This window comes from Coriobacteriaceae bacterium, assembly GCA_025992705.1.
In the GTDB taxonomy this organism is placed as follows: Bacteria; Actinomycetota; Coriobacteriia; order Coriobacteriales; family QAMH01; genus QAMH01.
Genome location: DAJPGJ010000001.1, coordinates 1,918,455 through 1,943,476, shown reverse-complemented (window position 1 = coordinate 1,943,476; position 25,022 = coordinate 1,918,455). Strand labels below are relative to the sequence as shown.

26 protein-coding genes are annotated in these 25,022 nt (G+C 59.5%); 24 read left to right on the top strand and 2 right to left on the bottom strand.

Going from position 1 to position 25,022, the window contains the following annotated elements; translation table 11 throughout:
- The first annotated feature begins 69 nt into the window (after positions 1-69).
- The 6 genes from OIM11_08405 to nikR all read left to right on the top strand — a co-directional run bounded on the left by OIM11_08405 (position 70) and on the right by nikR (position 5,451).
- Positions 70-2,058 carry an MDR family MFS transporter gene (locus OIM11_08405; protein HJJ01144.1) on the top strand — a complete coding sequence of 663 codons (1,989 nt, stop codon included), beginning with the start codon at positions 70-72 and terminating at the stop codon, positions 2,056-2,058.
- 30 nt (positions 2,059-2,088) lie between these two features.
- The gene (locus OIM11_08400) at positions 2,089-2,892 is read left to right on the top strand and encodes a threonine/serine exporter family protein (protein HJJ01143.1); all 804 of its coding nucleotides are present in this window, start codon (positions 2,089-2,091) and stop codon (positions 2,890-2,892) included.
- A 9-nt stretch (positions 2,893-2,901) separates the two neighbouring features.
- On the top strand, positions 2,902-3,393 hold the full coding sequence (locus OIM11_08395; protein HJJ01142.1) for a threonine/serine exporter family protein: 492 nt from the start codon (positions 2,902-2,904) through the stop codon (positions 3,391-3,393).
- A 60-nt stretch (positions 3,394-3,453) separates the two neighbouring features.
- Entirely contained in the window at positions 3,454-4,341 is an 888-nt protein-coding gene (locus tag OIM11_08390; protein HJJ01141.1) for a radical SAM protein, read from the top strand.
- Positions 4,342-4,354: 13 nt separating this feature from the next.
- Positions 4,355-4,906: a hypothetical protein gene (locus tag OIM11_08385; GenBank protein ID HJJ01140.1), complete on the top strand. Its 552-nt coding sequence runs from the start codon at positions 4,355-4,357 to the stop codon at positions 4,904-4,906.
- Positions 4,907-4,974: 68 nt separating this feature from the next.
- Complete coding sequence (nikR, locus tag OIM11_08380) at positions 4,975-5,451, top strand: nickel-responsive transcriptional regulator NikR (GenBank protein HJJ01139.1); 477 nt, start codon at positions 4,975-4,977, stop codon at positions 5,449-5,451.
- Here nikR and OIM11_08375 read toward each other — a convergent pair.
- On the bottom strand, positions 5,448-5,816 hold the full coding sequence (locus OIM11_08375; protein HJJ01138.1) for a hypothetical protein: 369 nt from the start codon (positions 5,814-5,816) through the stop codon (positions 5,448-5,450). The two genes, nikR and OIM11_08375, sit on opposite strands and share 4 nt — an antisense overlap.
- A gap of 165 nt (positions 5,817-5,981) precedes the next feature.
- Between OIM11_08375 and OIM11_08370 the strand changes: the two genes are divergently transcribed.
- The 18 genes from OIM11_08370 to OIM11_08285 all read left to right on the top strand — a co-directional run bounded on the left by OIM11_08370 (position 5,982) and on the right by OIM11_08285 (position 23,163).
- Positions 5,982-6,437 (top strand): hypothetical protein, encoded by a 456-nt coding sequence (locus OIM11_08370; GenBank protein ID HJJ01137.1) that lies wholly within the window; start codon positions 5,982-5,984, stop codon positions 6,435-6,437.
- A complete protein-coding gene (ybaK, locus tag OIM11_08365; GenBank protein ID HJJ01136.1) occupies positions 6,427-6,912 on the top strand; it encodes a Cys-tRNA(Pro) deacylase in 486 nt (161 codons plus the stop codon). Before OIM11_08370 ends, ybaK begins: the two co-directional genes overlap by 11 nt.
- 74 nt (positions 6,913-6,986) lie before the next feature.
- Positions 6,987-7,370, top strand: a complete 384-nt coding sequence (locus tag OIM11_08360; protein ID HJJ01135.1) for a desulfoferrodoxin family protein — start codon at positions 6,987-6,989, stop codon at positions 7,368-7,370.
- Between the two features lie 254 nt (positions 7,371-7,624).
- Positions 7,625-7,963: a hypothetical protein gene (locus OIM11_08355; GenBank protein HJJ01134.1), complete on the top strand. Its 339-nt coding sequence runs from the start codon at positions 7,625-7,627 to the stop codon at positions 7,961-7,963.
- A 129-nt stretch (positions 7,964-8,092) separates the two neighbouring features.
- On the top strand, positions 8,093-9,961 hold the full coding sequence (locus OIM11_08350; GenBank protein HJJ01133.1) for a phage tail tip lysozyme: 1,869 nt from the start codon (positions 8,093-8,095) through the stop codon (positions 9,959-9,961).
- A 103-nt stretch (positions 9,962-10,064) separates the two neighbouring features.
- Positions 10,065-10,892, top strand: a complete 828-nt coding sequence (locus tag OIM11_08345; protein HJJ01132.1) for a TerC family protein — start codon at positions 10,065-10,067, stop codon at positions 10,890-10,892.
- Entirely contained in the window at positions 10,885-12,033 is a 1,149-nt protein-coding gene (rnd, locus tag OIM11_08340) for a ribonuclease D (GenBank protein ID HJJ01131.1), read from the top strand. Before OIM11_08345 ends, rnd begins: the two co-directional genes overlap by 8 nt.
- A gap of 86 nt (positions 12,034-12,119) precedes the next feature.
- On the top strand, positions 12,120-12,824 hold the full coding sequence (locus OIM11_08335; protein HJJ01130.1) for a zinc metallopeptidase: 705 nt from the start codon (positions 12,120-12,122) through the stop codon (positions 12,822-12,824).
- 72 nt (positions 12,825-12,896) lie between these two features.
- Positions 12,897-14,186: an exodeoxyribonuclease VII large subunit gene (gene xseA, locus OIM11_08330; GenBank protein HJJ01129.1), complete on the top strand. Its 1,290-nt coding sequence runs from the start codon at positions 12,897-12,899 to the stop codon at positions 14,184-14,186.
- Positions 14,179-14,433 (top strand): exodeoxyribonuclease VII small subunit, encoded by a 255-nt coding sequence (gene xseB / locus OIM11_08325; GenBank protein ID HJJ01128.1) that lies wholly within the window; start codon positions 14,179-14,181, stop codon positions 14,431-14,433. The genes xseA and xseB overlap by 8 nt, the downstream gene beginning before the upstream one ends.
- Positions 14,434-14,662: 229 nt before the next feature.
- Positions 14,663-15,871: an acetate kinase gene (locus OIM11_08320; GenBank protein HJJ01127.1), complete on the top strand. Its 1,209-nt coding sequence runs from the start codon at positions 14,663-14,665 to the stop codon at positions 15,869-15,871.
- Positions 15,872-16,015: 144 nt separating this feature from the next.
- Positions 16,016-17,056, top strand: a complete 1,041-nt coding sequence (argC, locus tag OIM11_08315; protein ID HJJ01126.1) for an N-acetyl-gamma-glutamyl-phosphate reductase — start codon at positions 16,016-16,018, stop codon at positions 17,054-17,056.
- Positions 17,057-17,060: 4 nt separating this feature from the next.
- Positions 17,061-18,281, top strand: a complete 1,221-nt coding sequence (gene argJ / locus OIM11_08310; GenBank protein HJJ01125.1) for a bifunctional glutamate N-acetyltransferase/amino-acid acetyltransferase ArgJ — start codon at positions 17,061-17,063, stop codon at positions 18,279-18,281.
- 26 nt (positions 18,282-18,307) lie between these two features.
- Positions 18,308-19,303 carry an acetylglutamate kinase gene (argB, locus tag OIM11_08305; GenBank protein HJJ01124.1) on the top strand — a complete coding sequence of 332 codons (996 nt, stop codon included), beginning with the start codon at positions 18,308-18,310 and terminating at the stop codon, positions 19,301-19,303.
- A 5-nt stretch (positions 19,304-19,308) separates the two neighbouring features.
- Positions 19,309-20,529: an aspartate aminotransferase family protein gene (locus tag OIM11_08300; protein ID HJJ01123.1), complete on the top strand. Its 1,221-nt coding sequence runs from the start codon at positions 19,309-19,311 to the stop codon at positions 20,527-20,529.
- A complete protein-coding gene (argF, locus tag OIM11_08295) occupies positions 20,526-21,470 on the top strand; it encodes an ornithine carbamoyltransferase (GenBank protein HJJ01122.1) in 945 nt (314 codons plus the stop codon). Before OIM11_08300 ends, argF begins: the two co-directional genes overlap by 4 nt.
- A 1-nt stretch (position 21,471) precedes the next feature.
- Positions 21,472-21,906 carry an ArgR family transcriptional regulator gene (locus OIM11_08290; protein ID HJJ01121.1) on the top strand — a complete coding sequence of 145 codons (435 nt, stop codon included), beginning with the start codon at positions 21,472-21,474 and terminating at the stop codon, positions 21,904-21,906.
- A 33-nt stretch (positions 21,907-21,939) separates the two neighbouring features.
- A complete protein-coding gene (locus tag OIM11_08285; GenBank protein ID HJJ01120.1) occupies positions 21,940-23,163 on the top strand; it encodes an argininosuccinate synthase in 1,224 nt (407 codons plus the stop codon).
- A gap of 122 nt (positions 23,164-23,285) precedes the next feature.
- Here OIM11_08285 and putP read toward each other — a convergent pair whose 3' ends face one another.
- On the bottom strand, positions 23,286-25,022 hold the full coding sequence (gene putP / locus OIM11_08280) for a sodium/proline symporter PutP (GenBank protein ID HJJ01119.1): 1,737 nt from the start codon (positions 25,020-25,022) through the stop codon (positions 23,286-23,288).

Here is a 25,022-nt window from a genome sequence, read left to right as displayed (position 1 = left end):
CGTCGGCTTCGCATGTACCTTCCGTTTAGTGTTATCGTAGGATGCATGTAAAAGGGGATGATTATTCATATGGGTCTAACCAGAAAACAATGGATGATGCTTGTCGTCATCGTAATCGGCACGTTCGTCACCATTCTCAACCAGACGCTTGTCACGCCGGCGCTTCCCGCCATCATGGCCGAGATGTCCATCGATGCGGCGACAGGCCAATGGCTTACCACGGGTTTCACGCTCGTGAACGCCATCATGATTCCCATTACCGCCTACCTTCAGGATCGCTTCTCGGTGCGTCGTCTATTCCTCTTCTCCATGAGCGTCTTTGCCGTCGGCTCCTTGCTTTGTGGATGGGGACCCACCTTCGACGTTCTCCTGGCCGGGCGTCTCGTTCAGGCTGTAGGTGCGGGCATACTCATGCCCATGTCCATGACCGTCCTGCTCGTCATGTTTCCCGTCGACCGCAGGGGCTCGGCCATGGGCGTCTTCGGCCTCATCATCGCCTTCGCCCCGGCAATCGGTCCCACGGTTTCGGGCATCATGGTCGATACGGTCAATTGGCATGTCATGTTCTACGTCGTTGCGGCACTTGTCGCCGTTGTCGTTGTGGCAGCTGCCTTTCTCATCGAGCAGCGTAGCCCCAAGACCAAAGGCGATGCGGCGCTCGATCCGCTTTCCGTCGTGCTCTCCACGCTCGGCTTTGGCGGCCTGCTCTATGGATTCAGCGTCTTTGGCTCCAACGGCATCGATCTTGTGAGCGGTATCACCATTCTCGTTGGTTGCGCGTGCATCGTCTGGTTCTTCTTCAGGCAGATGCATCTCGAGACACCGATGCTGCGCGTGCGCATACTCTTCAACCGCAACTTCCTCATCGCGACCATCATCGGCATGCTCGTTCAGGCGTCCCTGCTCGTGGCGCCCGTGCTCATGCCCATTTACGTGCAGGACCTTCTGGGCTATTCCGCAACGGTGTCTGGCCTTGTCATCATGCCCGGCGCCATCATCATGGGCATCATGAATCCCATCGCAGGACGCATCTTCGATAAGCACGGTGCACGCGCCATGGGCATCATCGGCATGCTCCTGCTCGCGGCAACCACGCTGGGATTCGTCTTTGTCGGAACGAACACGTCAATCGCCGTCATCACGATTCTGTTCGCCGTGCGCATGTTCTCGATGGCGCTCGTGAACATGCCCATCACCACCTGGGGCATGAACGCGCTCGACACCAAGTTCATGAATCACGGCACGTCCATCAACAATACGCTGCGCCAGGTTGCGGGCTCGCTTGGCACGGCGCTCGTCGTCTCGATCTACACGGTGGCCCAGATACAGATCGGTGGCCCCAATCCGCCGGTCGAGGCATCCATGACGGCGTTCAACATCGCGTTCATGATTTGCACGGCGCTCGTACTCATCGGTGCAGTCCTCACCATCATCTTCGTCAAGGGCAAGCCTGGCACGATCGAGGCGACGGGCGCCGAAGGCGAAACCGTGCACGAGCGTGGCGTCGCTGGCGAGAACAAGACCTTGCTCGAACGCATCATGAAGCGCGACGTGTACGTGCTGCATAGCGATGATACGGTGCAGGCGGCCATGCAGCTCTTCATCAACGAAGGAATCAGCGCCTGTCCCATCGTCGATCGTGACGACAGGCCCGTTGGTTTCATTTCCGATGGCGACATACTCAAGAACCTTGCGCGCAATTCCAGTTCCTTCATGGATCCGGTGGCGCTCATCGCCATGACGGCGCAGGACAAGCGCGGTTACGACGAGAAGCTCGAGGAGCTTATGGAGAAACCCGTCGCCTCCATCGGCACGCGCAACTTCCTGAGCGTCAACGTGCATGAGAGCATCGACGAGGTATGCCGTGTGCTGGCCGACAACCATCTCAAAAAGGTGCCGGTCATGGAGGACGGCAAGATTTGCGGCATCATCAATCGCAGCGATATCACCCGCTATTCGATGGAGGCGTATCTCGAGGGTCGTCCCGAGGATGCAGTTTATTGCGAAGCCGAAGGCGACGGAACCAAGTGCGAATGCGAGCCCGAACACGTATCATAGGGCAGTACACGTACGTCGATCGCGAGGAAGATGGCTAAGACGGTCACGATAGAGGCAAACGCAAGTGACGCGACGCTCGTCGTCGACTTCGACGTGTTCTCGTACATGCTCGACATCGGCGAGGCGATGCTTACGTCCGGTGCCGACGTCCACACCGTCGAGCACACGCTTGCGCGCATGGGAAGGGCCTACGGCGCCTATAAGATGAACGTGCTCGTCATCACGGCCGTCATCATCGTGACCATCACGTTGCCGGGTGATGTCGAGAAGACGATGTCCCGACGCATCGCCAATGAGGGTTCGACCGATTTCGATCGGCTGGAGGCCCTGAGCAAGTTGTGCGAGGAGTGCTGTCAGACGCCCTTGCCGGCCCAGGAGCTTCGCAGGAGGCTCGATCGCATCAAGGGAAAGTCCTTTCCAAAGCTGTCGTTATATCTGGGTGGTGCGCTTTCGGCCGGTGGGTTTGCCATCTTCTTTGGTGGCACCATTCTCGATGGCATCATGTCGGCCCTCATCGCGTTGTTCGTGTGCGCTGCGCTCAAATACTTCCGTCCCATCACGCCCAATACGATTGTCTTCAATTTCGCGACTTCGCTCGTCACCGGCCTGATCATCTGCCTTGTCGCCAGGTTCGTCTCGCACATGTCCATCGACATGGCGATCATCGGCGTGATCATGCTCTTGATTCCCGGCGTCGCCATTACAAACGCGACACGCGACATGCTATCGGGCGACACCATATCCGGTGTCATGCGTTTCATCGAGAGCCTGCTTTGGGCCACGTCCCTTGCGCTCGGCTTCATGGCCGCGCTTTGGATAGCGTCGTTGATATAGGAGTGGCGGATGGATTACCCCTTTCCCATAATGCTTCTCGTCACGCTCGTCGCGTCGCTTGGCTTCGCGCTGTTCTTCAACGTGAACAAGCGGCGTATCATTCCCGCGACTCTTGGCGGCGTGTTCACGTGGGCGATCTACTACGTGCTCTCCCTGCATATCAGCGGCGTCTTCATTCCCGTCGTGATCGCGAGCATCTTTGCGGCCGTATTTGCCGAGACGATGTCGCGCATCACCCACACGCCCGTGACCGGTTTCTTCATCATCTCGGTCATCCCGCTCATTCCCGGACGCGCCTTGTATTACACGATGTATAACGCGGTGAGTGGGAATCTATCCGCATGCGGGGAGTTCGGCGTCATGACCATGCTGTATGCGGGAGGCATAGCCGTTGGCATCTGCGTTGTCACCGCCGTGGTGCAGACCTGGGACGTATGGGCTGCCGATAAGGCCAAGCGCCTCGCGAGGATGGTGAGGAAGCAGGCGCGCCGCAAGGCCTGAGAGCCTATAATGGGCGCTGCAAGTCATGCGATTGCCCATGTCTTCGTGTAGGGAGCCGCCATGCGCTATACCAAGCCGCAACACCAGACGCCGTCGGTCATGAACTGTCCCATGTTGCAAATCGTCACGGGCTGCACGCATAACAAATGCCATTTCTGCGATATTTTCCGCGATGTCGAGTTTCACGTGTCTCCGCGCGAGGAGATCGTCGAAGATCTCGAAGAGCTTGCAAAGACCATACGCCCCAACCAGCATCGCATCAACCTCACGGGCGGCAATCCATACGCGCTTTCGGCAGAGCGCCTCGTGCCCATCCTCGAGCTCATCAAGGAGAAGCTTCCGAGCATCACGAGCTTTGGCGGCTTTTGCCGCATTGCCGATATCCAGAACAAGAGCGATGAGGATCTCAAATTGCTTGCTTCGTATGGCGTCGACGACTTGAGCATCGGTGCCGAGAGCGGTTATGACCCGGTACTCGCGTTCATGGAGAAGGGACATACGGCAGCAGATGTTGCCGAGCAGGGCAAACGGCTGCGTGATGCCGGCATCGACTGCACGTACTTCTACCTTACGGGCATGGCCGGTGCCGGCAAAGGGCAGGAAAACGCCGTTGCAAGTGCGAAGGCCTTTAGCGAGGCGGCTCCGGGTCACATTCTCATCGTGACTATCACGCCGACGGCGACCTGGCCGCTTGCCGATGACATAGCGGCGGGCAGGTGGGCACCCCCTGACGAAATCGAGATGATCGAGGAGATTCGCACCTTCATCGAGAACCTCGACTGCAAGACGTACGTCAACTGCTCGCACGACACCGATATCGTGCGTTTCGAGGGTCTCGTGCCCAAGGACCAGGAGAACATGCTCAAGCTCATCGACGATCGCCTTCCCAAGGTCAATCCGGCTGCGGCACGCAAGATGCGCGAGTTCATCCACAAGGCGACGTTCTAGGAAGGGAAAAGACGTGGAGATGCCCCAGGACTACGTGGAGAGTGCGGCGCTTGCGAGCATACCGCCCGTTGGGGGCTGCTCCTTCACGCTTCTGCGACCTGCAGATGCATCTGATGGCGCGCGAGGCGATGCGTATCTTGCGCAAGTCGACGCGACGGATAATCGCGAAGTCGTCGCCTTTATCGACACGTCATGTGGCGCGGCATATCGTTGCGACTGCATGGCAAGCGACACGTGCCCTAACCCGCGCGATGCGGGCGACGAGCCGCTCGTGAAGCTCGTGGGTGATGTCGATGGCGAGACGGGCCAACTCGTCATCAAGCAGCCTGAAGGTCACTGGCGTCGGTACAGTCGCTGGGATCGTCTGCCAAAGGCGCCTGCGACACAGCCACGTGCCGTGGTGCGGACCTTGCCCCAATGCGGTTGTGGCGGTTATCTGGGTGCCCCGATGATGTTCGACTCGTTCGACGAGATGCTTGCGTACTTCTTCGTCGTCTTCTCCGACGCGCAGGCCGTGAACGCAAAGCATGCCTCCATTCTTAATGGGGGTGCCTGCGCCATCTAGCTCCGCATGCGGACATTTGGTGGTACCATCGCCTGCAGTAGACGGTTTTTGGAAGGAGAGAGGCGGTCATGAGCGAACTCGTGCGCTTTTCGGTGGCGATGCCCGAGGATCTGATGGATGAGCTCGACAGGTACACGGCACGACGCGGTATCGCGAAGAATCGTTCCGAGGCCATTCGCGATCTTGTACGCGGCGCTCTCATCGAGGAGGAAGTCGAGGATCCCGATTCGAGTATCTTTGGCACGCTCACCATGGTCTTCAACCATCACTCCAATGACCTGCGCGATAAGCTCGATGCCATTCAGCACGAGCATGTCGATGAGATCGTCTCGACCGTCCACGTGCATCTCGATGAAGAGAACTGTCTCGAGGTGGTGCTCATGCGCGGACAGAGCAAGGTAATTCGCTCAATTGCCGACGCGCTGCTCGGCACCAAGGGCGTACTGCATGGCAAGCTCGTCGTGACGACAACCGATGCCGCCCAGATGCATAGCCACGGTCATACCCATGGTCATGAGCATGGGGAGCACACGCATACGCATTAGGCGCTTGGCGCATCGTCCTTCGAGGTCTTGGTGGGTTCGGGCTTCTCGTCCTTCTCGGCTGTCTGGGTAGAATCGGAGGTCTTGTCTGCCGTCTTGGCAGGCTCGTCCTCTTCGTCATCCTCGAACATCTTGTCGACACGGTTCTGGAAGCTCTCGACCTTGTCGAGCACCGTATTCTTGTCGATGTGGTCGAGGTCGACATCGCTGCCTGCTGCCTTGGCGCCATTCTCGATGCCCTTCTTGGCGGCCTTGCCCGTCTCCTTTACCTGCTTGTTGAGCTTCTTGAAGAGGACAGGACCAAAGAGGATGCACACGATTGCCAAAATGATGAGCAATTCGGGAAGACCGAGGCCGAATATTCTCATGACAGGTTCCAAACTCTTGATGCTTGCGAAGTGGGACACATGATACCCCAAGCCGCTTGCAACGGACATCGATACCGCAGAATGCCCATTTTCTGCATGTTCGGTGCGATAAGATAGGTTCAGTATTGTGGACGGATTTGCACGGCGACAGGGAAGGACCTCATCATGCCGGGATTGCCATTCGGAGCCGCACAGTCATACGACGTACCGCATGAGCTGCGCACGTACGAGCATGTGCAGGGCATCGAGTTCATCGAAGTCGATCCTGATTTGCCCTTCCCGCGCTCGGCGGCGTATCGCAAGACAGTCGATGGGGCGCAGATGCTCATCCGTCGCGGTGCACCCGAGATTGCCCAGGTTGATCTTGCCGCTGACGAGGCACGCTCTCTCATAGCGGCACTTGATGCGGCGGGGCTTTTCACATGGCAGCGCGTGTACAAACCCGCGCAGGGACCCTTCGTGAATGTCGTGACCGAGTGGCGTGTCGAGGTCGACTTCGACGAGCCCATCGCAAAACGCAGCTCCACGTTTCGTTCCGAGGGCGCCGACGAGTTTCCGGATTCCTTCGATTCCATCGTCAGCCTGCTCCTTTCTCAGGCTCCGGGAGACGATGATGTCTAGGAAGAAGGAGACGAAGACGAACGCCATGCGCATTCTCGATGCCGCGCATGTCGATCATGTCGTTCATACGGTCGATGCAACGGGGGAGGATACGGGTGTCGATATCGCGCTGCGCGCGGGGGAGGATCCCGACCATGTCTTCAAGACGCTCGTCACGCAGGGTAAAAGCGGTGAGTATCTCGTCTTCATGATTCCGGTTGCCGCCGAGCTCGACCTCAAGAAGGCGGCACGCGCCGCAGGAGAGAAGTCGGTGGCTATGGTGCGCTCGCGCGAGCTCTTCGACTTGACGGGTTACGTGCATGGCGGATGCAGCCCCTTGGGAATGAAGAAGTTCTTCCGTACCTTCATCGACGAGACCTGCGTTCTCTTCGATACGATCATGTTCTCGGGCGGGCGTATTGGCACGCAGATTGAGATGAGCTTCGACGACCTTGCGAAAACCATAGAAATCGAAGCCATCGATCTGGTCGTCTGATATCCCTTTATTCTCTTGTGAAGTGTATACTGGTCATACCTGGTTCAACAGATTGTCCAGAGAGAGGAGCAGTCATGGAAGAGATCAAATTCTATCGCTGCGATATTTGCGGAAACATCATCACCAAGATTATCGACGGAGGTCCGATTCCCTTCTGCTGTGGTCAGAAGATGACCGAGCTCATCGCCGACAGCTCAGACGGCGCAGCTGAGAAGCACGTTCCCGTCATCGAGATCGACGGCGAAGTCGTGACGGTCAAGGTGGGCGAGGTGCCCCATCCCATGATCGAGGAGCACTACATCCAGTGGATTTGCCTGCACACCGAGAAGGGCGTGCAGTTCGTGCACCTTAATCCGGGCGATGCCCCCGAGGCCGTTTTCACGGTTGCGCCTGACGATGCGGTCATCGAGGCATTTGATTACTGCAACATCCACGGTCTGTGGGTTTCCAGGCTGTAGCTTGCGACGTCTTTTGTCATTTCGAGCGAAGTGAGCGAAGCGAACGAAGTCGAGAAATCTCTCGCAAGGTACTGAAGGCTTCCGCCAAAACGGCGGCACGGCAGACAGACGACGGGCGACCGGAGCATACCGGCGCCCGTCTCTCTTTGTGCGCTCCTTCTTCCGTGCTCTTGTCATTCTTTTGTGAATTGTCTACAAGAGCCTCATAAGCTGGTAGAATTGCCGCGTCGGTACGTATGGGCTGAGGTGGACACGTGGTCGAAGAGCATGTGGGCAAGAAGCGCCGCAAAGAAGTGCGCCAGGCCATTACCATGAGCGATGAGTTGAGAAAGACCCTTCTCCTTATCGTGTGCGTTACTATTCTCGCTTGCGCTATCATTGCCGTTCTCTTTCTCATCGCATTCACGGGCGTTGTTGAGCTTCCCTCGTTCGTGAGCAACACCGTGCCGCTCATCATCCTCGTCATATTCATGATTTTTGTTGCTCCCAAGGTGAACAAATACTGGACTTTGCGCGATGCGTACAAAGCCCATCTCGAGCGCTACAACATCAGCAAAGCTGACATGAATGCCCTCAAGGACAACCAGCTCTAGATCCCTCGTTCCATAGCTTGCTCTTTCACCATATGCCTTCATGCCGACAGGGTGTTTGGGCTCCCACAGGTGTCCCAAAAAAGAGTACAATGCGCCTACGCAAACATGACAAAAGGTGTAGGAACCCACATGTCAAAATATACGCAGGGACAACACGCGATTCCGCGTTATCCCAAGGGAAGGCACGCCATTGAGCGCTTCCCGCTGGGAGCGCACGGTGTCTCGCATCCCTGCACTTGGTATATCAAGCGCGAAGCTTCGAAGCGCTCCATGCCTGCCGTTGCGCTCCTGCTCACGACGAGTCTGGGTGCGGGAACCGTAAGCGTTCCCCTACGTGCGATTGCGGACGAGTCTTCCGAGGCTCCCGTCGTGCATACGGTCGAGCGCAGTGCCGACAACACGCTGCTCGTCTTCGACGAGCGCTCTGGCCTGCTTGTCGATGTGCTGACGGGCAAGGCCTATGACCCGGTTACGATGGACCTCGTCGAGCCTGAGGGCGAGTTCAAGGATTTATATCCGCTGCTGGGGCAGATCGTCGATGACCTCGATATTTCCGAACTCGATCCGGCTGAGCTTCTCGCCATCCTGGAGTCGCTTGATGCGACCGAATCCCCTGATGCGGCCCAGAAGCCTGGTGCGGATATGCCGGCCGATACTCCTGATGTGACGCTTCCGCCGAGCGAGCAGCCGCCTGCCGCTGATGTTGTCACCCCTGACGACGGTGCCGAATCACCCGGTCAGGAGCCTGCGGATGTCGTGCAGCAGACCGAGCAGCCCGCTGCCCCTGATCCAGGCCCACAGGATTCGACCCCCATCGACCAATACACCTCACCCGACGCCACGACTTCGGCACCGGTCATTGCCGATGATGGCTCGACGCTTGCGACGACTCTGACCGACTTGCAAGTTGCCACGCGTTTGCTCAATGCCGGCTGGACGCCCGAGATGGCTGCCGCTGCGATTGGCAACATGTTTGCGGAGTCCGGCTCGAATGCCGCTTCCTTCTGCGACATGAGCGGCATGTTCCACTACGGCTATGAGGTCGCAGGCGGTTTGTTCCAGTGGACCGATGCCGGTTCATCCACGTCCGAGCTTTCCTGTGCGGGTTTCACGGGGCTCAGGCAGTTTGCCGAGCAGCATGGCCTCGAGTGGACCGATGTCAACGTACAGACCGACTACTTCCTGCAAACCTGGCGTGACAGCTGGGGCGAGCGTCAGACCTACTATGACGCCGCGTATCCCGAGTACGCCGCCATCGATGTCTCCCTTGGGCTCTTCGACGAAACCACCGGAGGCGATTTCGACGGTGACGGCATCGTGGATGCGTGGGATGACGATATCGACGGCGACGGCATCCTCAACGCGGATGATCCAGTCACCATGCGCGTCGTGGACGGATCGGTTGTGCGGAGCAAGGTCGCCGGCGTGTCGCGCATCCTTCCGATGCAGACGCCCGTCGAGCGCACGGAGGATGAGGCTCGTCGCCATGTCGAGGAGCTCACCTTTGCGTTCATGGCGGGCTATGAGGGGCCAGCTGCAAGTGTCGCTCATCTTGACCATCGCGTAACGCATGCCCTGCGCATGTATCCTGCCATTCTCGCGCTCGACAAGTCACGCGAGATGGGCGTCATGGACACGAAGGCGGGCATGGTCGTTGCCAGTGCCGAAGCCATGCTGGGCGGCACCTACGTGTGGGCTGCCGAGTCTCCTGCAACGAAGACCTTTGATTGTTCCGGCTTGACCAAGTGGTGTTACTCGCTTGCAGGTATCGATCTCGTGCACTATTCCGAGTCCCAGTACGCACAGGCGAGCAGTGTCCGCAGCGTTGCCGAGGCGGCTCCCGGTGACATTCTGTGGAAGCCCGGTCACGTGGGCATCTACATTGGCAACGGGCGTTGCGTCGAGGCGAAGGGCGTGAGGTACGGTATCGTCTACGGCGATGCCGCGTCATTTGCCGCCGCGCTGCACTTCGACGCCCTCGACGAGGCCGCGCAATAATCCCAAACCGACAAGGGTATTTCGTCCGTTTGCCGTATAATGGCAGGCGTTTTGTCATACGCGATGTAAGTAGATGGGCACTCGTCTTGCCCTTGGAGCCAATATGGAGTTTCTAGCAGGTTTCTTTGCACCGCTCGCAACTGTCGACGGATGGGGCGAGGTCGTTGTCCTCATGTTCCTGGAGCTGGCCCTCGGCGTCGACAATCTCGTCTTCATTGCAATTACCTCTGACCGCCTCCCGGAAAACAAGCAGCACATAGGGCGTAGGCTCGGCTTGGCCGCGGCCATGGTCATGCGCTGCATTTTGCTGTGCGCCGTGGTCTGGATCATGTCCATTAACGTCGTCGTGTTCACGCTGCCCTTTGGCATCGAAGGCGGCCATACCGATTTCACCGTACACAGCCTCGTATTTCTCCTCGGCGGTGCGTATCTCATCTTCAAGGGCATTAGCGAGCTGCATGAATCCTTCCACGCCGCCAAGCATGCTCCGACGTCCGAGCATACGGCACCGCAGCCACGCAAGACAATTGGGCTTGGCCAGGCCGTGTTTACCATCATGATTATGGACATCGTCTTCTCGCTTGACTCGGTCATTACCGCTGCAGGCTTATCCGGCCAGATTGTCGTCATGATCATCGCGGTCATCGGTGCCGTGCTCATCATGATCATCTTTGCCGACCCCATCAGCAACTTCATCAATCGCAACTTCGAGATAAAGATTGTCGCGCTCGCCTTCATCGTGCTCGTGGGCTGCGAGCTCGTACTCGAGTCGTTCCACATCGAGTACATCGTTGGAGCTCCTTTGAGCACCTTGCTCTATGCGATGATGATTTTCGGTTTCATTGTCTCGCTTCTTACGATGAAACAGCGTCATGTGCGCGAGCGCGCCATATCGGATAACGCGGAGCACGAGGGGGCTTTGGTTGAGTAAGTACGTGACGACGCAAGCGCAACTCGAGGAGCTGGCACGCGAGCTCGAAGGCTCGAAACTGCTCGCCATCGATACCGAGTTCATGCGCGAGAAGACCTATTACGCGAAGCTCTGTTTGCTGCAGCTGAACAACGGGAAGGTCTCCGCGCTTGTCGATCCTCTTGCGGTTCATGATCTCTCGCCGCTCGTCCCCATTCTCACCGACGAGAACTGCGTGAAGATTTTCCATGCGGGCACGCAGGATATCGCGATTCTCTATCACGAGACGGGAGTCACGCCTTCCCCGGTCTTCGATACGCAGGTTGCCGCGTCGCTTCTAGGTTATCCGCTCCAGGTTGGCTACGGGCCGCTCGTGCGCTCGGTCTGCGATGTGAAGCTCGCGAAGGCCGATAACTACACCGATTGGTCGCGCCGTCCGCTTACCAATAGCCAGATCAAATATGCCCTTGACGATGTCATTTATCTGCCGAGTGTGTACGAGCACCTGCGTGATGAACTTATCGAAAAAGGGCGTCTTACCTGGTGCGAGCGAGACTTCGACGCGCTTGCCGCCCCGGAAAGCTACGATGTCAACCCACGTGAGTGCTGGCATCGGGTCAAGCGCGTCTCCTCGCTTTCGCGTGGTCAGCTTTCCATTGCGCGTGAGCTTGCCGCTTGGCGCGAGACCGAGGCGCAGCATCGCAACTTGCCCCGCAAATGGGTGCTTGCCGACGAGGCGGTTGTGGAGATCTCCCGCAAGGCGCCCAAGACGAGGGAGGCGCTCTTCGAGGTTCGCGGTCTGGCAAACAAGCTCAACGGTCGTGACGTCAAGCACATCCTCGAGGCGGTCGCTCGCGGCAAGGAGGTGCCTCAGGACCAGTGGCCTAAGCTCGAGCGCAATCCCAAGGGCGATGTCGAGGCGGACGGTGCCGTCGAGCTGCTTTCCTCGCTGCTTGAAGTACGTGCCAAGCAACATGGCGTCGCAGCTCCTCTCATCGCGACGCACTCCGACCTCTCGAAGCTCGTACGCGGACATCGCGAGGGTTTGGCGCTCATGGAGGGTTGGCGCTACGACATCGCAGGTTGCGAACTCATCGGCCTGCTCGAGGGCCGTCTCTCGCTGTACCTGTGCGATGGGGCAATCGAGGTCGCGCGGCGCTAGGCGCATCCACATCGGAACGAAACGGTTACCCTCGGCAGGCTTCGCACTGCTATGATGAATGCGTCCCCTGATTTTTGGAGGTACCCATGTCTTCCTGGTTTCTCTTGATTATCGTTACGATGGTGCTGGGTTTCGGCACGCAGGCATATATCAACTCGTCGTATCGCAAATATGCTTCCGTTCCCAACGAGTCTGGTCTCACGGGCGCGCAGATCGCTCGCCGCATGCTTGACGATAACGGCTTGCAGCACGTGCAGGTGCGTCCCGTCGCCGGCTCGCTGAGCGATCACTATGACCCCCGCACACAGGTCGTCAGCCTCTCCGAGGGCGTATATGACCAGGCTTCCGTCTCGGCTATGGCCATCGCCTGCCATGAATGCGGCCATGCGGTGCAGCACGCCCGTGGTTATGCCGCCATGAAGGTGCGCTCCGCACTCGTCCCCATAGCCAACTTCGGCTCGAGCGTGTGGCTTATCCTGCTGCTCATCGGCATCTTCCTCAACATGATGCAGCTCTTCTGGCTGGGTATCATCTTCTATGCGTTCGCGGTGCTCTTCCAGATCGTCACGCTGCCCGTCGAGTTCAACGCCTCGCGTCGTGCCCTTGCCTACATCACGGGTTCGAGTTCGGGTGCCGTCACGGCATCCACGCAAGCGCTGGCCATTCCGGGCGATGCCACGGCCGATGGTGCCCGCACGGTTCTCAGGGCGGCGGCGCTCACCTACGTAGCTGCGGCCCTCACGAGCGTTCTGCAGCTTCTGTACTTCCTCGGTATGGTACGTGGGGATTAACGGTGTGCGTTTTCGTGTCACACCTGGCGCGTATCATTGCTGCACAGATGTAAGAGCGTGAAGGTGGGTGTGATGGAAGATTCGGAGCAAAGCTCTGCATATACTGTGACGCAGGCCATGAACGCGGCCAAGCGCGGGCTTGAGAAGATTCGCCTTACCGTCATCGGCGAGGTTTCAGAATTCAATGACAAACCCGGTTACAAGGCCGCGTACTTCACCGTGCACGATGACGACTGCTCCATGCCCTGTCTCATGTGGCGTGATCGCTATAACGCATCGGGCGTCACATTGCAGGCGGGCATGCTCGTCGAGCTCACGGGTAACTTCTCCTGCTATCCCGCCAAGGGTCGCCTTCAGTTTTCGGTAGCTTCCATGCAGCTGGCGGGGGAGGGCAAGCTGCGCATGCAGGTCGCCCAGCTTGCTCGCAAGCTCGAGGCAGAGGGTCTCATGGACGCGGGCCGCAAGCGCCGCGTGCCTCCACTGCCGCAACGCATCGCCGTTGTCACTTCGCCACGCGGCAAGGCCGTACACGATGTCATCCGCACGCTACGGCGCCGCTATCCACTCGGAGAGCTGCTCATCTGCGGCGTGCCCGTCGAGGGCCAGGATGCCCCGGCGCGCATCATCCAGGGGCTCGAGGCCGCGTGGTCGGCAAGTCCCGCGCCCGATGTCATCCTGCTCGTGCGTGGTGGCGGCTCTTACGAGGACCTCATGCCCTTCAACGATGAGTCCCTCGCGCGTGCTGTGGCGGCGTCCCCCATTCCCGTCGTTACGGGTATCGGGCATGAGCCGGACAATTCAATTTGCGACATGGTCTCAGATCGCCGTTGTTCCACGCCCACGGCGGCGGCGGAGGCCATCGCGCTTTCCACCGAGGAGCTTTCCAACAAGCTGGCAAACGCCCAGGATGCCCTGCGTCGCTCCGTGGAGAACTACATGCAGGCGCAACAAGCGCAGCTTGACCGCCTGCTTGACCGTCCGCTTTGGCACGATGCCCACTATCTCACCGGCTCGTATTTCCAGACGCTTGATGCCATGGAAGAGCGCCTGCTGCGCGCCATTCCCGATGCGCTTCGGGCAGATGCTCATGCGCTTGAGTTGCTCAAGGGCAAGCTGCTCAATCTCGGCCCGCATCTCTGCGATGGCTTTGGGCGTGACATCGCCCTCTGCGCGGCAAAGCTCGATGCGCTCTCTCCGCTCAAGACCTTGAGCCGTGGATATTCCATCACCTATGCCGCCGATGGCCATTCCGTCGTAGACAGCGTGCAGCACGTCAACGATGGCGATCATATTCAAGTCCAAGTCCAGGACGGGCGGCTTGCCTGCACCGTCGATGCAATAGAAAGGGAAGCGCATGTCTGAGGAAGTCACGGCAACAGAGGTCGGCAACCTGAGCTTCAAGGAGGGCCTTGATGAGCTCGCCGCCATCGTCCGCTCGCTCGAGAGCAACCAAATCGAGCTCGAGCAGAGCATCGAGAGCTACGAGCGCGGCGTGGCGCTGCTCGCGTCGCTGCAAAAGCGTCTCAACGAGGCCCAGCAAAAGGTCACGGTGCTGATGGGCGAGCTCGAGCCCGAGAACGACGACAGCATCGACACAACGCTTAGCTAGAAGCGTCCGTGGCGGGGAGGGATGAGACAGCTGCTCAGGGACGTTGCCTCATTCGCAACGAATGAGGCAACGTCCCTGAGCAGCTGTCTCATCCCTCCCCGCCACGCCAATATCCCTTTCCGCACCTTCGCGTCTGCGCCGCTTGCGGCATCATGCATATACGGCATCTGCGTGATATGAGAGAATACAGAATACGTATTTTCAAGGTTATGGCGTAAAGAGGATGCCGATGTACGTTCTGGTGATCAATGCGGGTAGCTCATCCCTCAAGTACCAAATCATCGATTCCGAAACCGAAGAGCTCGTGACACGTGGCCTATGCGAGAAGGTCGGGTATTCCGATGCCTTCGTGCAACATTGGAACAAGAACGACAAGCGCGTTTTCGAAGAGCCGATGGAGAACCATCTCGTCGCCGTCAAGATGGTGCTCGACGTGCTCGCCAAGGACCCGGACTCCGGTATCGACAGCCTCGATCAGATCGGCGCCGTTGGCCACCGCATCGTGCATGGTGGCGAGAAGTTCAGCGAGTCGGTGCTCGTCGACGACCAGGTTGTCGCCGATATCGAGCTTTGCTCCGAGCTTGCCCCGCTGCACAATCCGCCGGCGGTGCAATGTATTCGTGCCTGCCGCGAGATCATGCCCGATGTTCCGCATGTCTGCGTATTCGATACGGCGTTTCATCAGACTATGCCGCCACGCGCGTACATGTATGCCATTCCGTACGAGTTCTACGAGCAGTTCGGCATCAGAAAATACGGTGCACACGGCACCTCGCATCGCTACCTTGTCCAGCGCGCTTCCGAGATGCTCGGCGAGCAGCCCGAGGATCTTAAGCTCATCACCTGCCATTTGGGTGGCGGTTGCTCGGTAACCGCTGTCGATCACGGCATGTCAGTCGACACCTCGATGGGATTCACCCCGCTTGGCGGCATCGTCATGGGTACGCGCAGCGGCGATATCGATCCTTCCATCGTTACCTACCTGATGGAGCAAGAGGGCTACACCCCCAACGAGATCATCACGATTCTCAATCGCCAGTCGGGTCTCTACGGCATCAGCGGCATCTCGGCCGATATGCGCGACATCGACGCGGCGACCAAATCCGGCCTCAAGCGCGCGGCTCTCGCATACGACATGTTCGCCAACTCCGCCAAGAAGATGATCGGCTCGTACATGGCCGAGATGGGTGGCGTCGATGCCATTGTCTTCTCCGGTGGCGTGGGCGAGAACTCCGAGCGCATGCGTCGCATGATCTTAGGCGGTATGGAGCCGCTCGGCATCGTCCTCGACTACGAGGCCAACAAGGTCATGGGCGAGGAGCGCATCATCAGCGACGAACGCTCTCCGGTCAAGATCCTCGTTATCCCCACCAACGAGGAGCTCATGATCGCGCGTGACGCCGTCCGTCTTGCGAACGAGGCTAACGCGGCTGCATAAGGCACTCCTTGTTTTGTTCTATATTGCATAAAACAATAAATAAATGCATAAATATTGCATAAAACAAAATAATTATTGAATTGTGCCGAAAATCGGTCCACAATACCATCCAAGTATCATTTCATCCGTTTAGATGGGAAGCACATGAAGAGGGCAGCAGTTGTAGGCGCGGCAGGGTATGCCGGCGTCGAGGCAGTACGCATTTTACTGAGCCATCCCGAATTTGAATTGACCTGCATCACTTCGTCGGGCAATGAGGGCGAGAGCATCGCGAGCCTCTATCCGGCCCTTACCGGCATATGCGATTTGAGCTTCGAAGCGCACGATGCGGAACGCATCGCCGCACAGGCCGACGTCGCCTTCCTCGCCGTGCCCCATACGGCATCGCTCGCGATGACGCCCGCGCTCGTTGCCGCCGGCGTCCAGGTCATAGACCTGTCGGCGGACTATCGTCTGGCCGATCCGGAGGTATACGAGGCGTGGTACGACGCCAAGCACACGAGCGTCGATTTGCTGGCGCAGGCGGTCTACGGCCTGCCCGAGGTCGCTCGTGACGAGCTCAAGGCAGGCACGCCCGTTGTCGCCTGCCCTGGTTGTTATCCCACGGCATCTGCCTTGGCGGCTCTGCCCATCATGGAAGCCGGCTTCAAAGGCGAGGGCCCTGTTACCATTGCGGCGCTTTCCGGCGTGTCGGGTGCTGGCCGCAAGGCAACGCCCAAGACGCATTTCTGCAACGCGGACGAGTCGGTGGGGCTCTATGGTTTGCCGCATCGTCACACGCCCGAGATCGCCCAGACGCTCTCGCGCGCTGCTGGTGCCGATGTCGAGGTTATCTTCACGCCGCATCTCGTTCCGATGGTGCGTGGTCTGCTTTCGACGGTCTACATTCCGCTCGACGCGCCGCATACCATCGAGGAGCTGCATGCGCTCTATACCGCGCGCTATGCGTCCGAGCCGTTCGTGAGCGTGTGCCCTATCGGCACCATGCCGCAGACCTCATGGGTCGAGGGCTCGAATCGGGCGCAGGTGGGTCTGCACCTCGCATCGGATGGCAAGCTGCTCGTTGCGAGTTGCGCGATTGACAATCTCGTCAAGGGCGCAGCCGGCCAGGCCATCCAGGCTGCGAATCTCGTGTGCGGTTTCGAGGAAACTGCTGGTCTTACCTATAGTTGCCCGGTGGTGTAGAAAAATGAGAGACGTTGAGTTCAACTACGACAAGAATGGCGTGACGGCGCCTGAGGGCTTTAGAGCGGCTGGCGTGCATGCCGGTTTCCGCAAGGACCCCAAACGTCTCGATGCCGCGCTTGTCGTGTCCGATGGTCCCGATACGGTGGCGTGCGGAATGTTCACGAAGAACGTCTTTTGCGCAGCACCCGTGCAGGTCGATCGCGATCTGCTCGCACATCACATGCCGCGCGCCGTCCTGCTCAACTCCGGTAACGCCAATGCCGCGACAGGCGAGCCGGGCCTGGCCATTGCGCGCAAGGCGGCGCAGGCGACCGCCCATGCCCTGGGGTTGCCCGAGGGCGAGGCGCTCGTTGCCTCGACGGGCGTCATCGGCGTCGATCTTCCCTGGACGCCCTTCGAGACGGGTATCCCCGCCCTCGTCGAGGCGCTGTCGCGGGACGGCGGCCATGATGCGGCTTGCGCCATCATGACCACGGATACGCACCCCAAGGAGCATGCCGTGCGCTTTGTCTACGACGGCAACGAATATGCCGTAGGCGGTATGGTCAAGGGCTCGGGCATGATTCAGCCTGATATGGCGACCATGCTTGCCGTCATCACCACTGACATGCCCATCGCGCCCGATGATGCGCGTCTCGCATTGCAAACGGCGGTCGATGTCTCCTTCAACAAGGTCACGGTCGATTCCGACACCTCGACCAACGACAGCGTCTTCTTCTTCTCGAGCAGCATGGGCGCACCCGTTGCCGATGCAGGCGAAGCAGCCGCCGTGCTCGCAGAGGCGCTGCGCGTCGTCTGCGAAGACCTTGCACGCCAGATTGCGGCCGACGGTGAGGGTGCGACCAAGCTCGTGACCGTCTTCGTGCGCGACGCAAAGGACGTAGCCGATGCCGACAAGGCGGCACGTACCATTGCAAATTCGCCGCTCGTCAAGACGGCCATCGCGGGTCATGATTGCAACTGGGGCCGTATCGCGGCGGCGCTCGGCCGCAGCGACGCGAGCTTCGAGCAGCATGACGTCGACATCGACATCATGGGCATGCCCGTGTTGCGCGCAGGCTTGCCGTGTGGCTTTGACGAGGACGAGGCGCTGCGCCGCTTCGAGGACGACGAGATCGTCATCGAGGTTTCGCTTGGCACGGGTGGTGGTGCGGATACGCGCGTGTGGACCTGTGACCTCACCCACGAATACATTCACATCAACGCCGACTATCGCAGCTAGTCCAGACAGGAAGACAAGAGGAGAACATGCAATATCGCAAGAAATACGACGAGGTTGACGTAGCGGACATCGATGCGCTTCCCAATCAGTTGCGTGCCCGCGTGCTGCTCGACGCGCTGCCCTGGATCGAGGATATCACGGGAAAGACGGTCGTCATCAAGTATGGCGGGGCGGCCATGGTGGCAGGCGAGCTGCGCGACGCGGTTGTCGATGACATCATCATGCTCAAGCTCATGGGCGCCAATCCCATCATCGTGCATGGTGGCGGCCCCAATATCAACGCCATGCTCAAGCGTCTCGACATCCCCACGCACTTCGAGGGTGGCCAGCGCGTGACCGACGAGCAGACGATGGAGATCGTCAAGATGACCCTCGTCGGCCAGGTCAACCAGGATCTTGTGAGCGCCATCAACAAGCACGGGTCGGTTGCCGTCGGCCTCAATGGTGCCGACGCGAAGATTATCCAAGCCGAGCCGCTCGACCCGAAGCTCGGGCGCGTGGGCAAGGTCAAGTCCATCAACACCCGCCTCATCGAGGATCTGCTCGCAGCGGACTACATTCCCGTCATCGCGACGGTTGGCTATGGTGACGACGGCGACTATAACATCAACGCGGATACCGTCGCAGGCGAGATCGCGGCGGCGGTCGGTGCGCAGAAGATTGTCTTCATCACCGATGTCGACGGCATCTACACGGACTTCGATGACAAGTCGACGCTCGTCTTTCGCATGGCGCTTTCCGAGGCCGTCGAGCTCGCCAACGAGGGCACGATGTCGAGTGGCATGATTCCCAAGATCAATGCCTGCGTGACGGCGCTCTCGGCGGGCGTGCGCAAGGCGCACATCATCAACGGCACGGTCCCCCATTCGCTTGTCCTCGAGATCTTTACCGATTCGGGTGTCGGTACGCTCATCGTGCGCCATCAAGACGATTCGATGGATCCGGACTTCGTCGAGGCACCGGTGAGCAACTTCGCAAGCAAGCTCGACCAATCCATCCAGACCATCGGAAGGAGTGAGTAATCGACATGGGAAAGCAATTCGACAAGGCACAGCAGCTCGATGACACCTACGTCATGCACACCTTCGCCCGCAAGCCGGTCGAGTTCGTCTCGGGTGCGGGGCAGTGGCTCATCGATGACGAGGGAAATGAATACCGTGACTTCCTCTCGGGTATTGGCGTCGTGAGCGTCGGGCACTGCAATTCGCGCGTCACCGAGGCAATCACCGAGCAGGCAAACAAGCTCGTCCACGTGAGCAACTACTTCTACGTCGAGCATCGCGGCGAGCTCGCCGAACGCATCTCGGACATGCTCGCGCATGGTACGGAGGCGGTCTGGCAGAGCTTCTTCGCCAACTCCGGCGCCGAGGCAAACGAGGGCGCCATCAAGCTTGCGCGCCTGTGGGGCGCCAAGAACCTCGGGGGCGCCTACGGCATCATCTCGGCCGAGAAGTCCTTTCACGGTAGAACGCTTGCCACGCTCGCGGCAACTGCGCAAGACAACAAGCAGGATCCCTTCGCACCGCTTCCGGCGGGCTTTGGACGTACGCCGCTCAACGACATCGACGCGCTTGTGGCTGCGCTCGACGGCGAGATCGATGGCACGCGTCCCTGTGCGCTCATGATCGAGTGCATCCAGGGTGAATCCGGCGTCTGGCCGTGCTCGCTCGAATACCTCAAGGCGGCTCGCGAGATGACCTCCGAGCGCGGCATGCTCCTCATCGTCGATGAGGTGCAAACGGGCTTTTGTCGTACGGGCTCGTACTTCGCCTTCCAGTCCTACGGCATCGAGCCCGATATCGTGACGATGGCAAAAGGCATCGCCGATGGCATCCCCATGGGCGCGTTTGCCGCCAAGACCGATCTTGCCGCACTCATGCAGCCGGGCATGCACGGGACGACTTTCGGTGGCGGCCCGCTCGCCTGCGCGGCAGCAGATGCGACCACCAAGATCATGTGCGAGGAGGGCTTCCTCGACCATGTGAACGAGATGGGCGCCTATCTGCGTGAGAAACTGGCCGAGCTGCCCTTCGTGATGGACGTACGTGGCAAAGGCCTCATGTGTGGCATCAGCTTGGATAAGCCCGTCGCCAATCAGGTGGTGCTCAACGCGCTGCGGCATGGCTTCGTGCTCAACGCTCCGGCGGCTGACATCATTCGCTTCCTGCCACCGCTCATCATCGAGAAGGATGACATCGATGCGCTCGCCGAAGCGTTCCCGACCATATACGAGGAGGTTGCACAATGAGCCAGAACACGCTTGCCGGACGCGATTGCCTGCGTCTGCTCGATTTGACGCCCGAGGAGTTCACACTCGTGCTCGATACGGCCGCACGGCAAAAGGCCGACTGGAAGAACGGCGTGCACGATGCCCCCTGCACGGGCAAGGCCGTTGCCATCATCATGGAGAAGCCAAGTCTGCGTACGCGCTCGAGCTTCGAGATTGGCACCTATCGTCTGGGGGCGCACCCGCTCGTCATGAGCGATGACCACTCGGCGTTCAGTCGTGGCGAGACCGTGCAGGACACGACGCTCGTGCTCGAGCGCTTTGTCGATGCCATCGTATTGCGCACCTACGAGCAGAGTAAAGTCGTCGAGGTCGCCCAATGGGCAAGCATTCCCGTCATCAACGCGCTCTCCGATGACTTTCATCCCTGCCAGGGCCTGGCAGACGCTCTGACGATTCGAGAGCACAAGGGCAAGCTCGCGGGCCTCACCATCGCCTATGTGGGCGATGGCAACAACATGGCCCATACCTACCTTGAGATGGGCGTTTTGGCGGGCATGAACGTGAAGCTGGGATTTCCCGCGATTCACACGCCCGATCCCGTCGTCATCGCCGAGTGCGAGAAAGTCGCTTCCATGACCGGTGCCTCGATCGAGCTTTTCAACGATCCGCGCGAGGCGGTTGCCGGTGCTGACGTGGTCATCACCGATACCTGGACTTCCATGGGCGACGAGGACGAGCATGACCAGCGCGTTGCCGAGTTCGAAGGCTTCCAGGTCAACGCCGAGCTCATGGCTTTAGCCGCCGATGATGCCCTTTTCATGCATTGCCTACCTGCCCATCGTGGCGAGGAAGTCACTGACGAGGTAATGGATGCTCCGTACTCGGTGATTTTCGACGAGGCGGAAAATCGCCTGCATGCCCAGAAGGCACTGCTCTCGCTCGTGATGGGGGCGCAGTAGCATGGCGGGTGCGCGCAAAGAGCGCCAGGATGCGATTCGTGACCTTGTCCGGCACAATCACATTCGCACACAATCCGATCTTGTCGCGCAGCTGCGCGACCGCGGCTTCGATGTCACGCAGGCGACCATTTCGCGCGACATCACGGACCTCGGTCTCGAGAAGGATGTTAGGGGCGTCTACATGCTGCCGGAGGATTACCGCCTCCGCTCGATTGCGGCAAGTGCCGTACGCGAGACGCGCCGGGCGCAAAACCAGGTGCTGCTTCTCTGCGATCCCGGCACGGCTTCGAGTGTGGCGGCGGCGCTCGACGCCTCGCAAACGCAGGGCGTGCTCGGTAGCATCGCGGGTGACGATACGATACTCGTCATTTGCGCTGACGACGCGCAGGGCGAGAGATTTCAAATTGACGTGAACCAGCTGCTCGAGAAGAAGTAAACTCGGCTGACTCGAAAGGAAGGAAGAATGGAAATGGAAAAGGACAAGGTCGTACTTGCATACTCGGGTGGTCTCGATACATCCGTCTGCATCAAGTGGCTCATGGAGGAAAAGGGTCTCGACGTCATCGCGGTGACGGGTGATGTCGGGCAGGAGCGCCAGGACCTCGAGTTCGTCAAGAAGAAGGCCCTGCAGGTCGGCGCCATCGAGGCGCTGGCCATCGACATGCGCGAGGAATTCGTCAATGACTTCTTGACCAAGGCATTGGCCGCCAACTGCATGTACGAGAACAAGTACCCGATGGTGAGCGCATTGTCGCGCCCCGTCATCTCCAAGAATCTCGTTGAGATTGCGCATAAGTACGGCGCGAAGTACATCGCCCACGGCTGCACCGGCAAGGGCAATGACCAGGTTCGCTTCGAGGTCGCCATCCAGAGCCTCGACCCCGAAATCAAGGTGCTTGCCCCCGTGCGCGAGTGGGATCTGCATACGCGCAACGACGAGATGGAGTACGCGAAGAATCACGGCATCCCCGTCCCCACGACGAAGGCATCGCCCTATTCCATCGACGACAACCTCTGGGGCCGCGCCATCGAGTGCGGCGAGCTCGAGGATCCATGGAGCGAGCCGCTCGAGGACATCTACACGATGACCACCTCGAGCTACGAAGCCCCGGCAGAGGGCGAGTACGTCGTCATCAGCTTCGACGCGGGCGTGCCCTGCGCGCTGGATGGCGAGAAGATGAGCTTCCACGACATCATCCTCAAGATGAACGAGATTGCGGGCCGCAACGGCTTCGGCCGCGTCGACATGATCGAGAACCGTCTCGTGGGCGTGAAGAGCCGCGAGTGCTATGAGGTGCCTGGTGCGCTATCCATCATCCAGGCGCACAAGGCCCTCGAGGACCTGTGCCTGGAACGCGAGCTTCTGCACTTCAAGCCCATCGTGGAGCAGAAGTGGGCAGAGCTCGTCTACGACGGTCTGTGGTTCTCGCCCCTCAAGGAGGCCCTGGATGGCTTCTGCTCGACCACCCAGCAGCTCGTCACGGGCGACGTGCGCCTGCGTTTCCTCAAGGGTAGCTGCGTGACGGTCGGACGTCGCAGCAAGTACTCGCTCTACGATTATGGCCTGGCAACGTATGACTCCGCCGACACCTTCAACCGTGATAGCGCCGAGGGTTTCATCGACCTCTTCGGCTTGTCGACGCGCGTGTGGGCGAAGCACCGTCAGGACGAGGGCTGCCCCGGCGTCGTCTAGAAGACACGCATCATCGCCTTCCTGGCATCAAAGAAAACGGGCCGTGCATTGCGCGGCCCGTTCTCTTTGCGGATATACCTGTGTCGAGGGGTCTGATCCCCTGACACGTTTACGAGATAACCCTAGCGGTCGTCCTTGGGATTCTCCTCGGAGACGACGACCTCGCCATCGGGGAACACGACAGGCTCCTTCTCGTCGACTTCCTCGGCCTCTTTGGGCAGGATGGGCGTGTCGACGGGCATGTTGACGCCCTTGAGCGGGATGCCGCCTTCGAGCACGGCGTCGAGGTGACGGTCAACGAGCTCCTCGTCCATGTAGTGATCGAACTCGTACTGGATGGCCTTCGAAGGCTCCTTGCTCAGCAGCGAGACGATGACGATCGCCAGGCAGCTCAGGATGAAGGCGGGAAGCAACTCGTAGATGCCGAAGACGCCGCCGAGTGGCTTGACGAGGTTATGCCATACGATGACGGAGACGGCACCCGTCAGCATGCCTGCGATGGCACCTGACTTGGTCGTGCGCTTCCAGTACAGGCTGAAGAGCGTGAGCGGGCCAAACGAGGCACCCAGACCGGCCCAGGCGTACGAGACGACGTTGAAGATGATCGAGTCTTCGCTCCAGGCAACGGCGATGCCGAAGAGCAGGACGCAGGCCAGCGTGATGCGGCTCACGATGAGCACTTGGTTGTCGGTGGCATTCTTCTTGAAGACGCCGCGGAAGATGTTCTCGGCAACCGAAGAACCCGTGATGAGCAGGTACGACGAGGCGCTCGACATCGAGGCGGCAAGAATGCCCGAGACGACAAGGCCGCAGAGAAAACCGGGGAGCATGACTTGCGACAGGAAGATGAAGATGCTCTCCGCGCCGGATTGGGTGAGGTACTGGGCGGGGAAGAGATAACGACCGATGATGCCGATCATGATGGCGCAGAACATGGAGATGACGACCCAGACGATGGCGATGCGACGCGAGGTCTTGATCTCGCTGTCATTGCGAATGCCCATGAAGCGCACGAGTACCTGCGGCATGCCGAAATAACCGAGGCCCCAGCTCAGGGTCGAGATGATGGTGAGCAGACCGTATTCGGCGGGAATGCCAAAGACGGGAGCACCACCAAGCAGATACTGGACACCGTCGGCATCGACCTCGGGCGTAGCCGTTTGCACCATCGAGAGGTAGCCGGGGATGTCGGAGAGGAACGCTGCGGTGTTCTCGATGCCACCTGCCATGGTGATGGAGCCGATGACGACGACCGCCAGGGCAAAGAACATGAGGCAGCCCTGCACGAAGTCGGTCGCGACGACCGAGAGATAACCGCCCACCATCGTGTAGAGGAATACGATGATGGCGCCGAAGATCATCATGACCGTATAGTCCATGCCAAAGAGCGTGTTGAAGAGCTTGCCGCAAGTGACGAAGCAGCTGCCCGTGTAGACGCAGAAGAAGATGAGGATGATGACGGCGGCAACCGTGCTCACGACGTTCTTGTCATCGTGAAAGCGATTGGAATAGAAACCGGGCAACGTGATAGAGTCGTTGGCCTTTTCGGAATAGCGGCGCAAGCGCTTGGCGACGAGCAACCAGTTGAAGTAGGTACCGAGTGCCAGGCCGATGCACGTCCAACCCGCGTCGGCGGCACCGGTGAAGTAGGCGAGGCCGGGTAGGCCCATGAGCAGGTAGCCCGACATGTCCGATGCTTCGGCTGAAAGGGCCGTGAACCAGGGACCGACCTTGCGGCCGCCCAGGAAGTACTCCGACGAGGACTTGTTGGCACGCCTCGCGTAGGAAAAGCCGATGATGAGCACCACCATGAAGTAGATCAAGATGGCGATGATGACTGCGTAATCTCCTGTATTCAT

Coding starts and splice junctions, on each gene's coding strand:
- OIM11_08405 (HJJ01144.1), top strand. CDS start 70: ATGGGTCTAACCAGAAAACAATGGATGATGCTTGTCGTCATCGTAATC.
- OIM11_08400 (HJJ01143.1), top strand. CDS start 2,089: ATGGCTAAGACGGTCACGATAGAGGCAAACGCAAGTGACGCGACGCTC.
- OIM11_08395 (HJJ01142.1), top strand. CDS start 2,902: ATGGATTACCCCTTTCCCATAATGCTTCTCGTCACGCTCGTCGCGTCG.
- OIM11_08390 (HJJ01141.1), top strand. CDS start 3,454: ATGCGCTATACCAAGCCGCAACACCAGACGCCGTCGGTCATGAACTGT.
- nikR (HJJ01139.1), top strand. CDS start 4,975: ATGAGCGAACTCGTGCGCTTTTCGGTGGCGATGCCCGAGGATCTGATG.
- OIM11_08375 (HJJ01138.1), bottom strand. CDS start 5,816: ATGAGAATATTCGGCCTCGGTCTTCCCGAATTGCTCATCATTTTGGCA.
- OIM11_08370 (HJJ01137.1), top strand. CDS start 5,982: ATGCCGGGATTGCCATTCGGAGCCGCACAGTCATACGACGTACCGCAT.
- ybaK (HJJ01136.1), top strand. CDS start 6,427: ATGATGTCTAGGAAGAAGGAGACGAAGACGAACGCCATGCGCATTCTC.
- OIM11_08360 (HJJ01135.1), top strand. CDS start 6,987: ATGGAAGAGATCAAATTCTATCGCTGCGATATTTGCGGAAACATCATC.
- OIM11_08350 (HJJ01133.1), top strand. CDS start 8,093: ATGTCAAAATATACGCAGGGACAACACGCGATTCCGCGTTATCCCAAG.
- OIM11_08345 (HJJ01132.1), top strand. CDS start 10,065: ATGGAGTTTCTAGCAGGTTTCTTTGCACCGCTCGCAACTGTCGACGGA.
- OIM11_08335 (HJJ01130.1), top strand. CDS start 12,120: ATGTCTTCCTGGTTTCTCTTGATTATCGTTACGATGGTGCTGGGTTTC.
- xseA (HJJ01129.1), top strand. CDS start 12,897: ATGGAAGATTCGGAGCAAAGCTCTGCATATACTGTGACGCAGGCCATG.
- xseB (HJJ01128.1), top strand. CDS start 14,179: ATGTCTGAGGAAGTCACGGCAACAGAGGTCGGCAACCTGAGCTTCAAG.
- OIM11_08320 (HJJ01127.1), top strand. CDS start 14,663: ATGTACGTTCTGGTGATCAATGCGGGTAGCTCATCCCTCAAGTACCAA.
- argC (HJJ01126.1), top strand. CDS start 16,016: ATGAAGAGGGCAGCAGTTGTAGGCGCGGCAGGGTATGCCGGCGTCGAG.
- argJ (HJJ01125.1), top strand. CDS start 17,061: ATGAGAGACGTTGAGTTCAACTACGACAAGAATGGCGTGACGGCGCCT.
- argB (HJJ01124.1), top strand. CDS start 18,308: ATGCAATATCGCAAGAAATACGACGAGGTTGACGTAGCGGACATCGAT.
- OIM11_08300 (HJJ01123.1), top strand. CDS start 19,309: ATGGGAAAGCAATTCGACAAGGCACAGCAGCTCGATGACACCTACGTC.
- argF (HJJ01122.1), top strand. CDS start 20,526: ATGAGCCAGAACACGCTTGCCGGACGCGATTGCCTGCGTCTGCTCGAT.
- OIM11_08290 (HJJ01121.1), top strand. CDS start 21,472: ATGGCGGGTGCGCGCAAAGAGCGCCAGGATGCGATTCGTGACCTTGTC.
- OIM11_08285 (HJJ01120.1), top strand. CDS start 21,940: ATGGAAAAGGACAAGGTCGTACTTGCATACTCGGGTGGTCTCGATACA.
- putP (HJJ01119.1), bottom strand. CDS start 25,022: ATGAATACAGGAGATTACGCAGTCATCATCGCCATCTTGATCTACTTC.